Here is a 13,902-nt window from a genome sequence, read left to right on the forward strand (position 1 = left end):
GTACAATCGCGCCGCTTCAAGGTGACCTGCCGGCTCCGGCCTGCAGGTTGAAACGGGAAGCCGGTGCGTCTTGCGACAAGGCCGGCGCTGCCCCCGCAACGGTAAGCGATCCGCGCTGACGACTTGCGCCACTGTGCCTTGGGCATGGGAAGGCGTCGCAGCCGGGAGTCTGACTCCCAGATCGCCAGCCCGGAGACCGGCCTTGCAGTTCACTGGTTGCGATGCGGAGGGCGTCGCGGCGTGCCGCGCCGCGTCTGGCGCCGTCCGCTTGCACCCTCCGTTCGCGACTCCTTTGCCGTCACAGCGCGCCCGCGCGCCGGAGTTGCCCCATGTCGTTCCGCCTGCTTTCGGTCGCGATCGCGTCCGCCTTGTCCCTGCCCTCGCTCGCGCTCGCCGCCGATGCCGCCACCGACCTGGACCAGGTCCTGGTCACCGCCACCCGCACCCAGATCTCGGTCGAGGACAGCGTGGTCCCGGCGCAGGTGATCGACCGCGCCGAGATCGAGCGCAGCCAGGCCACGTCGCTGGCGCAGCTGCTGCAGGGCCGCGCCGGCATCGGCGTGTCCAACCAGGGCGGGCTGGGCAAGCTGACCACGCTGAGCCTGCGCGGCAGCGAATCGGACCACGTGCTGGTGCTGGTGGACGGCGTGCGCATCGGCTCGGCCAGCGCCGGCCTGGCCGCGTTCCAGGACCTGCCGCTGAGCCAGATCGACCGCATCGAGATCGTGCGCGGCCCGCGCTCGAGCCTGTACGGCTCCGATGCGATCGGCGGCGTGATCCAGATCTTCACCCGCCGCGGCGGCCAGGGCCTGCAGCAGAACCTGAGCCTGGGCGCCGGCAGCCATGGCCTGCGCGAGGCCAGCGCCGGTTTCAGCAACCGCGGCGAGCGCGGCTGGCTGTCGGTGCAGGGCGGCTACCAGAACAGCGACGGCATCAATGCCTGCAACGGCTCGGCCACCCTGTTCGCCGGCTGCTTCGTCGACGAGCCGGACCGCGACGGCTACCGCAACACCTCGCTCAGCGCGCGCGGCGGCTATGCGCTGAGCGACACGCTGCGCATCGAAGGCCAGGCGCTGAACATCGACAGCCGCAACGAGTACGACGGCGATGCGCTGTTCGCCGGCAACGAGGCCGACAACACCCAGCAGGTGTTCGGCGGCAAGCTCGACTGGACCCCGTCCGAGCGCGTGCATCTGGCCGCGCAGTTGGGCCGCAACACCGACCAGGCCGACAGCTACTACCACGCCGCCGGCAGCGACACGCGCAGCTTCGTCAGCACCTTCGACAGCCGCCGCGACACCGCCTCGCTGCAGGGCGACTTCGGCCTGGCCGAAGGCCACCTGCTCAGCGCCGGCGCCGACTGGCAGCGCGAGGAAGTCACCGGCACCACCGCCTTCGATGTGGACCAGCGCGACAACACCGGCGTGTTCGCCGAGTACCAGGGCCGCTTCGGCGCGCAGCAAGTGCAGGCCAGCGTGCGCAGCGACGACAACGAACAGTTCGGCCAGCACACCACCGGCAGCCTCGGCTGGGGCCTGGCGCTGGATGGCGGCTTCAAGCTCACCGCCAGCCTCGGCACCGGCTTCAAGGCGCCGACCTTCAACGACCTGTATTACCCGTTCTCCGGCAATCCGGAACTGAAGCCGGAGAAGTCCAAGAGCGGCAACCTGGGTGTGGCGCAGTACGCCGACAACTGGAACTGGACGTTCAACGTCTACGAGACCCGGGTCGACGACCTGATCTCCTACGATGCCGCCACCTTCCTGCCGGTCAACGTGGACAAGGCGCGGATCCGCGGCGCCGAGCTGACCGGCTACGCGACGCTGGCCGGCTGGGAACTGTCGGCGCAGCTCAGCCACACCGATCCGCGCAACCGCAGCGACGGCGCCAACCGCGACAACTGGCTGGCGCGGCGCGCGCAGGACACCGCGCGGCTGGACGTGGACCGCGGCTTCGGCCCGGTCAAGCTCGGCGTCACCGCGTTCGGCAGCGACCACCGCTACGACGACGCGGCCAACAGCGTGCGCCTGGCCGGCTACGGCACGCTGGACCTGCGCGTGGAATACGCGTTCGCGGCGGACTGGACGCTGCAGGCCAAGGCCAGCAACGTGTTCGATCGCAACTACCAGACCATCAGCTGGTACAACCAGCCGGGCCGCGAATACGCGCTGACCCTGCGCTACGCGCCGGCGGCGCGCTGAGTCGGGAAGGGCTGCGCCATTCGGCGCAGCCCGCTGCACGAACACGGTCCGTATTCCTGCGGTCTCGCCAACGCCGCTAAGCGCTTGGCGGTCGTGAACGCAACTTCCTCGATGCGCACGTGACAGTTACCGCGATGGTGTGGGAGCGACTTCCGTCGATCCCACAATTTTTTGTGCCTGCAGTTGCGTGAAAAACACTTCTGAAGAACGCTGCGGCCATACCAGATCGGCCACGCCGACGACCGCACCCCCAATGTCGGCAATTCGCATGCCGTGCATCGGCGGACGAGTGCAGAGGCTGCACGCCCCTGTAGGAGCGGCTTCAGCCGCGACAGAACGTATCGGTAAAGCCCGGTCGCGGCTGAAGCCGCTCCTACAGGGGTTGATCGACCGTCATGTCGATTGCAGCGGCACGCGTGCGATAGCCCGCATCACCCCAACGCCAGCAACTCGCGCATGTCGTCCATCAGCAGCACCACGTCGGCGGTGGCTAGGTCCAGGTCGCGCGGATAGCCGTAGCGCACCAGCGCGGCCGGCATGCCGGCGGCGTGCGCGGCCTGCAGGTCGGTGCCGGAATCGCCGACCATCAGGCAGCGCGCCGGCGGCTGCGCGAACTGCTGCGCCAGGTGCAGCAGCGGCAGCGGGTTGGGCTTGCGCTCGGGGAGGCTGTCGCCGCCAAGCGCCGCGGCGAACGCATCGGCCACGCCGAGATGGCGCAGCAGCGGCAGCACGAACGTCGACGGCTTGTTGGTACACAACGCCAGGGTGACGCCGCGCGTGCGCAACTGCGCCAGCGCCTCGGCCACGCCCGGATACAGGCGCGGGCTGCGCAGCAGGCATTCCTCGTAGTGGCGCATGAAGGTCGGCATCACCGTGTCGATCGGGGTGGCGTCGTGCGCATGCCGCCACGCGGCTTCGACCAGCTTGCGCACGCCTTCGCCGATCCAGCCGAGCACGGTGGCCTCGGGCACGCGCGCCAGGCCGAACTCGGCCAACGTGCGATTGAGCGCTTCGGCGATGTCGGCGCCGCTGTCCACCAGCGTGCCGTCCAGATCGAACACCACCAGCGCATACGGAAATGTCATGTCGTTCCTGGATGCAAGAGCAGCGCCCATTGTAGGCGCCGCGCTCAGTCGCGATCCCAGTACGGCACTTCGCCGAAACGCGCGACCAGGAAATCCAGGAACGCGCGCACGATCGTCGGCTGCTGCCGGCGCGATGCGTACACGCCGAAGATGTCCATCGTGTCCAGTTCGTGGTCGGGCAGCACGCGCTGCAATTCGCCGCTGCGCAGCAGCGCCGCGGCCTGGTAGGTCGGCAGCATGGCGATACCGGCGCCGGCGCGCACCGCCTCCAGCAACACGGTGGCTTCGTTGGCGGTGAAGTTGCCGCTCACCGCCACCGACACCGGTTCGCCGCGGTAGCGCAGCGGCCATTCGTGCTTGCCCACGTAATGGTGGCCCAGGCAGTTATGCGCGGCCAGGTCGGCGGCGCTGTCCGGCGCGCCACGCCGCTGCAGATAGGCCGGCGCCGCGCACAGCACCGAGCGGCACACGCTCAGGCGCCGCGCGATCAGCCCGGGGTCGACGCGATGGGAAATGCGCACCGCCAGGTCGATGCGCTCCTCGATCAGGTTGACCGTGCGGTCGGCCAGCAGCATGTCCACCCGCGCCTGCGGGTAGCGGGTCACGAACTCGGCCGCCGCCGCGGCCAGATGCGCCTGCCCGAACGAGGCCGAGGCGGTGACGCGCAGCTGTCCGTGCGGCTCCGGGTCGTCGCTGGCCAGTTCGTCGCGCAGCGAGGCGCCGATCGCCAGCATCGGCCGGAACCGCGCCAGCGCGGTCTCGCCGGCGCCGGTCAGGGTCACCCGCCGCGTGGTCCGGTGCAGCAGGCGCGCACCGAGCCAGCGCTCCAGTTCGGCCAGATGGCGCGAGACCATCGCCCGCGACAGGTCCAGCGCCTCGGCGGCCGCGGTGAGGCTGCCGCGCTCGGCCACTTCAACGAACACCGCGATCGCGGTCAGACGGTCCATTTGCTCGTTCCACGCAACAAATTGGCGACTTATACGCTGTTTATCGTGCTAATTGCCAGGACTAGGCTGTGCGCATCCCGTCACCCTCCCTGGAGAACCTCAATGCGCATCGCCCTGTTCGGCGCCACCGGCAATATCGGCCGCCATATCGCCCAGGAAGCCCTGCGCCGCGGCCACGCGGTCACCGCCCTGGTCCGCCGCACGCAACCGCTGCCGCCGGAACTGGACGGCGCCAGCATCGTGCTCGCGTCGCTGGACGAGCGCGCCGCCCTCGCCGCCGCGGTGCGCGGCCACGACGTGCTGGCCAGCGCCTACGGCCCCAGCGCCGCGGCCGCCGACACCATTCCGGCCGTCGCCCAGGCGCTGATCGAGGTCGCCCGCGACGCCGGCGTGCAGCGCCTGCTGGTGGTCGGCGGCGCCGGCAGCCTGGAAGTGGCGCCGGGCGTGCAGTTGGTGGACACGCCGAACTTCCCCGACGCCTACAAGCCCTACGCGCTGGCGCACCGTGCCGCCCTGCAGCACTTCCATGCCGCCGCCGACCTGGACTGGACCTTCTACGCGCCGGCCGCGCAAATCGGCCCGGGCGCCAAGCGCGGCGGCGTGCGCACCCAGGCCACCGCGCTGCTCGGCGATGCGCAGGGCCGTAGCGCGATCAGCTATGCCGACTACGCCAGCGCCTTCGTCGACGAGATCGAGCGCCCGCAGTACCTGCGCCAGATCGCCACTGCCGCGTACTGAGCGCAACGCCGGGCAGGCGGCTGCGGGCGTGCCGATGGCAGCGCGCGCAGTCGCACTCCCCCGCCGCGGCCGCAGCACGGTCGCGGCCCGATTGCCGCACGCCATGCCGATGCATGGCCTCGCCTTCTCCAATGGAGTTCCGCATGCCTAGCCTTTCGTTGTCGCACCTAAGCGCCGCGCTGATCCTTGCCCTCGGTCTCGCCGGCGCGGCGCATGCCGCCACCGGCACCGCCGCCCACGCCGCGGCTGCCACCGCCACCGCCACCGCGACACAGCCGGCCGCCGCGCCGCTGCAGGTGCAGGTCTACCACCCGGACGCGAACGCGATCTTCGGCGTCGCCTCGGTGCTGGTCAGCGGCGCCAAGGACGCGATCCTGGTCGACGCGCAGTTCTCCGCGGCCGATGCGCGCGCCCTGGTCGCGCAGATCCGCGCCTCCGGCAAGCGCCTGACCACGATCTACATCAGCCACGGCGATCCGGACTACTACTTCGGCCTGGACGTGCTGACCCAGGCGTTCCCGCAGGCCAAGGTGTTAGCCAGCCCGGCGACCGTCGCGCATATCCGCCAGACCCAGGCGCAGAAGCTGCAGGTGTGGGCGCCGAAGCTGGGCGCCGACGCGCCGCAGCGCATCGTGCTGCCGCAGCCGCTGCACGGCGACCGCCTGCTGCTGGAAGGCCGCGAACTGCGGATCGTCGGCCTGGACGGCGCGACCCCGGATCGGACCTTCGTGTGGATTCCGTCGATCAAGACCGTGCTCGGCGGGATCCCGGTGATGGCCGGCGAACACGTATGGATGGCCGATACGCAGACCCCGGCGTCGCATGCGCAGTGGCTGGCCACGCTGCAACGGATCCAGGCGCTGCAGCCGCAGCGGGTGATTCCCGGACACTTCGTGCCGGGCGCGGCGCAGGACCTGGCCGCGGTGCACTTCACCGCCGACTACATCCGCGCCTTCGACGAGGAAACCGCCAAGGCCAAGGATGCGGCCGCGCTGGTCGCGGCGATGCAGCAGCGCTATCCGCAGCTGGGCGGCGTGGACTCGCTTCAGCTCAGCGCGAAGGTCGCCAAGGGCGAAATGCGCTGGCCCTGAGCCGGCGCAATGCGTTGGCCATGAACGAACTGCCGGCGCGCGGCGGCGCACACGACCGCCCGCGTCGGCGCGCGGCTCAACGGAACAGCCGCCCCTGCGCCTGCCCCGGCTCGCGCTCGTGGAAGCCGGCCAGGCCCACGCCGACCAAGCGGTAGCGCGTGGCCGCGGGCAAGTCGACGCGCTGGCGCAAGGCCAGCGCGATGTCGGTCAGCACCTGCAGCGATTCCGGCGGTTGCTCCGGGGTGAAGCTGCGGGTCAGGATGCGGAACTGCGCGGTCTTCAGCTTCAGCACCACGGTGCGCGCGACGCGCTCGGTGCGGCGGGTCGCGTTCCAGGTCTTTTCCGCCAGTTGCCGGATCGCCGGCTCCAGCGCATCCAGCGCCAGGTCTTCGGCGAAGGTGTCTTCCGAAGAAATCGACTGCACCTGCTGGTCCGATTCCACCGGGCGCTCGTCGATGCCGCGCGCGCGCTGATACAGGCGCAGTCCGAAGCTGCCGAAGTGCGCTTCCAGTTCCGCTTCGGCGTGCGTGCGCAGGTCGCCGACAGTGACGATGCCCAACGCCGCCAGCTTGGCCTGCATCACCTTGCCCACGCCGTGCACCTTGCTGACCGGTAGCGGGGTCAGAAACGCTTCCACCTGGTGCGGGCGGATCACGAACTGGCCATCGGGCTTGCGCCAGTCCGAGGCGATCTTGGCCAGGAACTTGTTCGGCGCGATGCCGGCCGAGGCGGTCAGCGCGGTTTCCTCGCGGATCTGCGCGCGGATGGTCTGCGCGATCTCGGTGGCGGTGGCCAGCTCGCCCTTCGGCGCGGTGACGTCGAGATAGGCCTCGTCCAGCGATAGCGGCTCGATCATGTCGGTGTGACGCTGGAAGATCTCGCGCACCTGCCGCGACACGGCCTTGTAACGCGCGAAGTCCGGCGGCACGAAGATCGCGTCCGGGCACAAGCGCTCGGCGCGCAACGCCGGCATCGCCGAGCGGATGCCGAACACGCGCGCCTCGTACGACGCGGCGCACACCACCGAACGCATGCCGCGCCAGGCCACCACCACCGGCTTGCCGCGCAATGCGGGATCGTCACGCTGCTCCACGGACGCGTAGAACGCATCCATGTCGACGTGAATGATCTTGCGCATCGGCCCTGCACCCTACGCCAGCGAACGGTAGCCGCATGATAAGCCAGGCCTGCGCATGCGCTGCGAACGCATGCCTTGATTTCGCTCAGCGCGCCGCATTGCAGCACTGCCTACGCTACGCGTGCGTACGGATAAAACGTTTGATTGAAAGCGCGGGCGTCGTGCACGCTTGCGCGCCTCGACTGTCTGCCCTGGGAAATTCGCTCATGAGCCGCCTCACTTCGTATTCACGCGAACACCTCCTCGCCAGCGCGCGCGGCGAACTGTTCGGCGCCGAGGCCGCACGCCTGCCCAACGATCCGATGCTGATGTTCGACCGCATCACCCATATCGACGACAACGGCGGCACGTACGGCAAGGGCGTGGTCCGCGCCGAACTCGACGTGCGTCCGGACCTGTGGTTCTTCGGCTGCCACTTCATCGACGATCCGGTGATGCCCGGCTGCCTGGGCCTGGATGCGCTGTGGCAACTGACCGGGTTCTTCCTGACCTGGATCGGCGCGCCCGGCCGCGGCCGCGCGTTGGGCGTGGGCGAAGTGAAGTTCAGCGGACAGGTGCTGCCGACCGCCAAGCAGGTGGTCTACGAGCTGGACATCAGCCGGGTCATCAACCGCAAGCTGGTGATGGCGGTGGCCGACGGACGCATGTCGGTGGACGGCCGCGAGATCTACACCGCCAAGGATCTGCGCGTGGGCCTGTTCACCTCGACGGAGGCGTTCTGATGCGCCGCGTCGCGATCACCGGCATGGGCATCACCTCATGCCTGGGCAACGACCTGGACACGGTGTCGCGCGCGCTGCGCGAGAGCCGCGCCGGCATCCGCGCCAACCCCGAGGCGGCCGAACACGGCCTGCGCAGCCAGGTCGCCGGCGACGTGCAGCTGGACCTGGAGGCCTTGATCGATCGCAAGCTCAAGCGCTTCATGGGCGATGCGTCCGCGTACGCGTACTTGGCGCTGCGCGATGCGATCGCCGATGCGGGCCTGGACGAGGCCGTGGTCAGCGACGTGCGCACCGGCCTGATCGCCGGTTCCGGTGGCGGTTCCAGCCACTGGCAGGTGGAAGCGGCGGACCTGCTGCGCAACCGCGGCGTGCGCAAGGTCGGCCCGTACATGGTGCCGCGCACGATGTGCTCGGCGGTCTCGGCCAGCCTGGCCACCGCGTTCAAGATCAAGGGCGTGAGCTATTCGCTGTCGGCGGCCTGCGCGACCTCGGCGCACTGCATCGGCGCGGCCGCGGACCTGATCCGCCACGGCCAGCAGGACGTGATGTTCGCCGGCGGCGGCGAAGAGCTGGACTGGACCATGAGCCTGATGTTCGACGCGATGGGCGCGCTGTCCAGCGGCTTCAACGACCGCCCGGCGGTGGCCTCGCGCCCGTACGACGCCGAGCGCGACGGCTTCGTCATCGCCGGCGGCGGCGGCATGCTGGTGCTGGAGGACTACGAGCGCGCAGTGGCGCGCGGCGCGCGCATCCATGCCGAGCTGCTCGGCTACGGCGTGACCTCCGACGGCGCCGACATGGTCGCCCCGTCCGGCGAAGGCGCGGTGCGCTGCATGCAGATGGCGATGCAGGGCGTGGACGCGCCGATCGACTACCTCAACACGCACGGCACCTCGACGCCGCTGGGCGATGTCACCGAGCTGGGCGCGGTACGCGAAGTGTTCGGCGATGCGGTGCCGCCGCTGTCCTCGACCAAGGCGCTGTCCGGGCATTCGCTGGGCGCGGCCAGCGTGCACGAGGCGATCTACTGCCTGCTGATGATGCGCGACGGCTTCATCGCCGGCTCGGCCAACATCGATGCGCTGGACCCGCGCGCCGAGGGCTTCCCGATCGTGCGCGAGAGCCGCGAGGCGAACCTGCGCACGGTGATGTCCAACAGCTTCGGCTTCGGCGGCACCAACGCCGCGCTGGTGTTCGGCAAGCGCTGAGCGCGCCTGCGCACCGCAGCGGCAGGGGCGTCCTGCCGCTGATCACCGGCGACGTCAGCGTTCGAGTTGCTTGCCGTCGCGGCGCTTTTTCTCGTCCTCCTGCTGCGTCCGTTCTTTCTTGGGCGGCGGCGCGGATGGGGGCGGTGTCGGTGGTGGCGAAGCAGGCTTCGGTGGCGGTGGCGGTGAAGGCGTGTGCTGCGCTGCCTGCACCACCGTCTCCGGCTTCGGCGGCCACCATGGCGAGGCGGACGACGAGGGTTGCGACGGCTCGGGCGTCTGGTGCAGGGACTCGCGCCAGCGGCGATCCTCTTCGTCGCGCCGCTGCTGCTCGGCCAGTTCCTTGTTGCGCTTGGGGTTGAGCGCATCCGGCGGCGGCGCCTGGTACATGCGCTCGCCCGGCGGCACCCATTGCGACTGCATCGGCGCCTCCACGGCGGGCGGCGCCGGCTGGTAGCCGCGCGTGTCGGCGATGCGTTGCGGGATCAGCTGGCGCTTGAGCGCCTCGGGCATCGGCGCCGGCGCAGATGGCGAGGCCTGCGCTTGCTGCCGCCAGCGTGCGCGGTCGCGGGCCCAGGGCCGGCCACGGTAATGCGCGTCCCAATAGGGATCGATGGCGAACCCGATGGCCGGGGCGAAGACACCGTCGCGCGCGTCGAACTCGACCACGCCGGCCGGCAGCCATCCGCGCGACTCGCGCCAGCGCACGTCGCACCACGAAAAGTCGTTGACGCACCCGTAGACGGTGATGCTGTCGCCGCCCACCACCGTGGCGACGCGCGGATAGTCGTTGGCCGGGCCTGCGCGCAGATTGGCGCCGCTGCGGGCGAACCCGCCGTTGCTCTGCGCCAGCACCGGCGCGACAGCGGCCAGCAACAGCGGTGCGATCCAGATGCAGCGTTTCATGCCCAACCTCCTGTGCCTGGCCGGCCCCGTGGCCGGGGTTTCTTCCATGGGCTCGTGCGAGCCATCGTGTTCGGCAATGTTCTAGCACGCCGATGCGCTAAGGACCTGTTAACCCGCTCGGGTCGCGCCGTGCCTGGGCGCATGCGCGGCAGGAAGACAAGGAACCGTGCCACGAGCGACCGCGCACTCATGCTGCCGCGTGCGCGGCCAAGCGGATTGTCGGGTTGCTGCGCGCGACAAGCGGATGCCTGCGCCAGCGCATTCGGCACGTCGCCCCCGCGCCGCATGGATCGCGGCGCGGGGCCAGCGATCAGCCGGCCATGCCGCTGTGCCGCAGCAAGGCATCCAATTCCGGCGCGCGGCCGCGGAACGCGGTGAAGTTCTCCAACGCCGGACGGCTGCCGCCGCGCGCCAGGATCTCCTGCAGGAAGCGCGCGCCGGTGGCGGCCAGCTGGTCCGGCGCCTCTTCGAATGCGGCGTACGCGTCGGCGCTGAGCACTTCGGCCCACTTGTAGCTGTAGTAACCGGCGCCGTAGCCGCCGGCGAAGATGTGGCTGAACTGATGCGGGAAACGGTTCCATGCCGGCGGCCGGTTCACCGCAACCTCGTCGCGCACGCGTTCGAGCAGTTGCAGCATGCTGTCGCCGGCGGCGTCGAAGCTGTGATGCAGCTGCATGTCGAACAGCGCGAATTCCAGCTGGCGCACGGTGAACATGCCGCTCTGGTAGTTCTTCGCCGCGAGCATCTTGTCGAACAGCGCGCGCGGCAGCGGCTGCCCGCTGTCCACGTGCGCGGTCATCGCCTGCAGCCGCGGCCACTCCCAGCAGAAGTTCTCCATGAACTGGCTGGGCAGCTCCACCGCGTCCCATTCCACGCCATTGATGCCGGCCACGCCGAGTTCGCCGACCTGGGTCAGCAACTGGTGCAGGCCGTGGCCCATCTCATGGAACAGCGTGGTGACTTCGTTGTGGGTGAAGGTGGCCGGCTTGCCGTCGCCGCCGCGGCCAAAGTTGCACACCAGGTAGACCAGCGGCGTCTGTACGCCATCAGCGCGGTCGCGGCGGTTGCGGCAGTCGTCCATCCAGGCGCCGCCGCGCTTGCCCTCGCGCGCGTACAGGTCGAGGTAGAACTGTCCGATCAGGCGGCCGCGCGCATCGCTGACGCGGAAGAAGCGCACGTCCGGATGCCACACCGGTGCGCTGTCGGCCTGCACCTGCAGGCCGTACAAGTCGCCGATGACGCCGAACAGGCCGTCCAGCACCTTCGGCTCGGTGAAATACTGCTTCACTTCCTGCTCGGAGAAGCTGTAACGCGCCTGCTTGAGCTTTTCGCTGGCGTAGGCGATATCCCAGGCCTGCAGTTCGTCCAGGCCCAGATGCTCGCGGGCGTAGGCTTCCAGTTCGGCGCGGTCGCGCTGCGCGTAGGGCTTGGCGCGCGCGGCCAGGTCGCGCAGGAAACCCAGCACCTCGTCGGGGCTCTGCGCCATCTTGGTCGCCAGCGAATATTCGGCGTAGCTGGCGAAACCGAGCAGGCCGGCCAGTTCGCCGCGCAGCGCCAGGATGCGCTCGATCGCCGCGCTGTTGTCCAGCGCCGCGTCGCCGAACTCCGAGGCGCGGATCGCGTTGGCGCGGTACAGGGTCTCGCGCAATGCGCGGTCGTCGGCGTACATCTGCACCGGCAGATAGCACGGCATCTGCAGGGTCAGCTTGCAGCCGGCCTGGCCGTCCTTTTCCGCCGCCGCGCGCGCCGCGGCGACCACATCGTCGGGCAGGCCGGCGAGACGGGACGGCTCGTCGATGAGCAGCGACCACGCATCGGTGGCATCGAGCACGTTCTGCGAGAACTTCGCCGACAGCGCCGACAGTTCTTCCTGGATCGCGGCGAAACGCTGCTTGTCGGCATCGCCCAGTTCGGCGCCGCCCAGGCGGAAATCGCGCAGCGCGTTGTCCAGCACCTTGCGCCGCGCCGCGTCGTAGCCGGCGGCCTCGGGCGTGGCGGCCAGCGCGCGGTATTGCGCGAAAAGCGCCAGGTTCTGCCCCAGCGCGCTGGAGAAGCGCGTCACCTTGGGCAGGTTGGCGTTGTAGGCCTCGCGCAGTGCCGGCGTGTTGACCACGCCCTGCAGGTGGTTGACCTGGCCCCAGGCGCGCCACAGGCGCTCGGTGGCATCGTCCAGCGGCGCCACGAAGCTGTCCCAGCTCACCGGCGCGACCCGCTCGGCGTGCGCGACCGCGGCCTCGGCGGCGGCCAGCAGCGCGTCGATCGCAGGGCCGACGTGCTCAGGCTGGATCGCATCGAAGCGCGGCAGGCCGGAAAAATCGAGCAGGGGATTGGTCATCGCAGGCATCTCGGTAGCGGGGGAAGGGCCGGCGCTGCCGGCCTCGAAGGGGATATGGCGGTCAGGACAACGCGGCACAAGCCAGCGGCGGCAAGCCGGCGCCGGCCACCGCCGCGGCCAGTTGCGCGTCGGCCTGCTCCACATCGATGCCGTGCTCGCGGTACCAGTCCGGCCGGTAGTAGCTGTGTCCGTAGCGCTCGCCGCTGTCGCACAGGATGGTGACGATGGAACCGCTGCGGCCGTGCTCGCGCATCCGCGTCGCCGCCTGCAGCACGCCGACGAAGTTGGTGCCGGTGGAGCCGCCCACGCGCCGGCCCAGGCGCGCGCTCACGTAGCGCATCGCCGCCAGGCTCAGCGCATCGGGCACCTTGACCATCGCATCGACGCAGCTGGGGATGAAGCTCGATTCCACCCGCGGCCGGCCGACGCCCTCGATGCGCGAACCGCCGGTGCTGGTCAGGCCGGCGTAGTCGCGCCCTGCCAGCGCCTCGCAATAGCCTTCGAAGAACACCGACACTTCCGGATCCGCGCACAGGATGCGGGTGTCGTGGCGGCGGTAGCGCACGTAGCGCCCCAGCGTGGCGGCGGTACCGCCGGTGCCGGGGCTGCACACGATCCATTCCGGCACCGGATGCGGCTCTTCCTGCATCTGCCGGAAGATCGACTCGGCGATGTTGTTGTTGGCGCGCCAGTCGGTGGCGCGTTCGGCGTACAGGAACTGGTCCATGAAGTGGCCGCCGCTCTCGCGCGCCAGCTGCACCGAATCGGCGTGCAGGTCGCAGGCGCGCTCGACCAGGTGGCAGCGCCCGCCCTGGAACTCGATCGCGGCGATCTTCTCCGGCGAGGTCGTGGCCGGCATCACCGCGATGAACGGCAACCCCAGCAGGCGCGCGAAATAGGCTTCGGACACCGCCGTGGAGCCGCTCGACGCCTCGATCACCGGGCGCCCCTCGCGCAGCCAGCCGTTGGCCAGCGCGTACAGGAACAGCGAGCGCGCCAGGCGGTGCTTGAGGCTGCCGGTGGGATGGCTGGACTCGTCCTTGAAATACAGGTCGATACCGGGGAAACCGGGCAGGTCCAGCGGAATCAGGTGGGTGTCGGCCGAACGGTTGAAATCGGCTTCGATCTTCTGGATGGCGTTGGCCACCCAATCGCGATAGGTCATGGCGGTGCGCAGGACGGAAAAATCGCGTCAACGATACACGCCCGCCCCACGCCCCGGGGCTGCGCTGGGCGGCGAGGCGTGGCGACGTTCACTTGGCGGCGGTGGCTTTGCCCCAGGCGGCGCGCCGCCGCTTAGCGGGCAGCGACGCCGAAGCCGGCATCGACGATGGCGCGCTCGATCGCCGCGGCGTCGGTGCGGGCCTCGTCGTAATCCACGCCGACGCGCCCGCCGTCCAGCACCACCTCGGCCGCGGCGACTCCGGCGCTGGCGTCCAGCACCCGTTTCAGCCGCGCCGAGCAGCCGCCGCAGGTCATGCCCTGAACGGTCAATTCGAGATGGCGCATTGCAGTGTCCTCGTTTGGAAAGAGC

At 70.0% G+C, this 13,902-nt stretch carries 12 protein-coding genes and 1 riboswitch; of the genes, 5 read left to right on the forward strand and 7 right to left on the reverse strand.

Annotated elements, in window-relative coordinates; translation table 11 throughout:
* Positions 1–2 precede the first annotated feature (2 nt).
* Positions 3–219: riboswitch (cobalamin riboswitch) on the forward strand.
* A 110-nt stretch (positions 220–329) separates the two neighbouring features.
* Positions 330–2,201 (forward strand): TonB-dependent vitamin B12 receptor, encoded by a 1,872-nt coding sequence (btuB, locus tag HEP73_RS18720; protein ID WP_185821086.1) that lies wholly within the window; start codon positions 330–332, stop codon positions 2,199–2,201.
* A 431-nt stretch (positions 2,202–2,632) separates the two neighbouring features.
* Here btuB and gph read toward each other — a convergent pair whose 3' ends face one another.
* Together gph and HEP73_RS18730 are read right to left on the reverse strand one after the other, a co-directional pair.
* Positions 2,633–3,286: a phosphoglycolate phosphatase gene (gph, locus tag HEP73_RS18725; RefSeq protein ID WP_185814033.1), complete on the reverse strand. Its 654-nt coding sequence runs from the start codon at positions 3,284–3,286 to the stop codon at positions 2,633–2,635.
* 44 nt (positions 3,287–3,330) lie between these two features.
* Positions 3,331–4,233: a LysR family transcriptional regulator gene (locus HEP73_RS18730; RefSeq protein WP_185821087.1), complete on the reverse strand. Its 903-nt coding sequence runs from the start codon at positions 4,231–4,233 to the stop codon at positions 3,331–3,333.
* A gap of 102 nt (positions 4,234–4,335) precedes the next feature.
* Here HEP73_RS18730 and HEP73_RS18735 point away from each other — a divergent pair, with 102 nt between their 5' ends.
* The gene (locus tag HEP73_RS18735; RefSeq protein WP_185821088.1) at positions 4,336–4,971 is read left to right on the forward strand and encodes an NAD(P)-dependent oxidoreductase; all 636 of its coding nucleotides are present in this window, start codon (positions 4,336–4,338) and stop codon (positions 4,969–4,971) included.
* Between the two features lie 143 nt (positions 4,972–5,114).
* On the forward strand, positions 5,115–6,062 hold the full coding sequence (locus HEP73_RS18740; RefSeq protein ID WP_185821089.1) for an MBL fold metallo-hydrolase: 948 nt from the start codon (positions 5,115–5,117) through the stop codon (positions 6,060–6,062).
* A gap of 76 nt (positions 6,063–6,138) precedes the next feature.
* Here HEP73_RS18740 and dinB read toward each other — a convergent pair whose 3' ends face one another.
* On the reverse strand, positions 6,139–7,200 hold the full coding sequence (dinB, locus tag HEP73_RS18745; RefSeq protein WP_185821090.1) for a DNA polymerase IV: 1,062 nt from the start codon (positions 7,198–7,200) through the stop codon (positions 6,139–6,141).
* A 206-nt stretch (positions 7,201–7,406) separates the two neighbouring features.
* On the opposite strand from dinB, the gene fabA reads away from it, so the two are divergent.
* A complete protein-coding gene (fabA, locus tag HEP73_RS18750; RefSeq protein ID WP_185814038.1) occupies positions 7,407–7,922 on the forward strand; it encodes a 3-hydroxyacyl-[acyl-carrier-protein] dehydratase FabA in 516 nt (171 codons plus the stop codon).
* Positions 7,922–9,130: a beta-ketoacyl-ACP synthase I gene (fabB, locus tag HEP73_RS18755; RefSeq protein ID WP_185821091.1), complete on the forward strand. Its 1,209-nt coding sequence runs from the start codon at positions 7,922–7,924 to the stop codon at positions 9,128–9,130. The genes fabA and fabB overlap by 1 nt, the downstream gene beginning before the upstream one ends.
* 54 nt (positions 9,131–9,184) lie before the next feature.
* Here the strand turns inward: fabB and HEP73_RS18760 are convergent, their stop codons facing one another.
* From HEP73_RS18760 to HEP73_RS18775, 4 genes are all read right to left on the reverse strand, one after another.
* Positions 9,185–10,033 (reverse strand): SH3 domain-containing protein, encoded by an 849-nt coding sequence (locus HEP73_RS18760; protein WP_185821092.1) that lies wholly within the window; start codon positions 10,031–10,033, stop codon positions 9,185–9,187.
* 310 nt (positions 10,034–10,343) lie between these two features.
* Positions 10,344–12,368: a M3 family metallopeptidase gene (locus HEP73_RS18765; RefSeq protein ID WP_185821093.1), complete on the reverse strand. Its 2,025-nt coding sequence runs from the start codon at positions 12,366–12,368 to the stop codon at positions 10,344–10,346.
* Positions 12,369–12,429: 61 nt separating this feature from the next.
* Entirely contained in the window at positions 12,430–13,533 is a 1,104-nt protein-coding gene (locus tag HEP73_RS18770; protein ID WP_185821094.1) for a PLP-dependent cysteine synthase family protein, read from the reverse strand.
* Positions 13,534–13,664: 131 nt separating this feature from the next.
* Entirely contained in the window at positions 13,665–13,877 is a 213-nt protein-coding gene (locus HEP73_RS18775) for a heavy-metal-associated domain-containing protein (protein ID WP_009609530.1), read from the reverse strand.
* Between the last annotated feature and the right edge of the window lie 25 nt (positions 13,878–13,902).

It is taken from the genome of Xanthomonas sp. GW (assembly GCF_014236815.1).
Lineage (GTDB): Bacteria > Pseudomonadota > Gammaproteobacteria > Xanthomonadales > Xanthomonadaceae > Xanthomonas_A.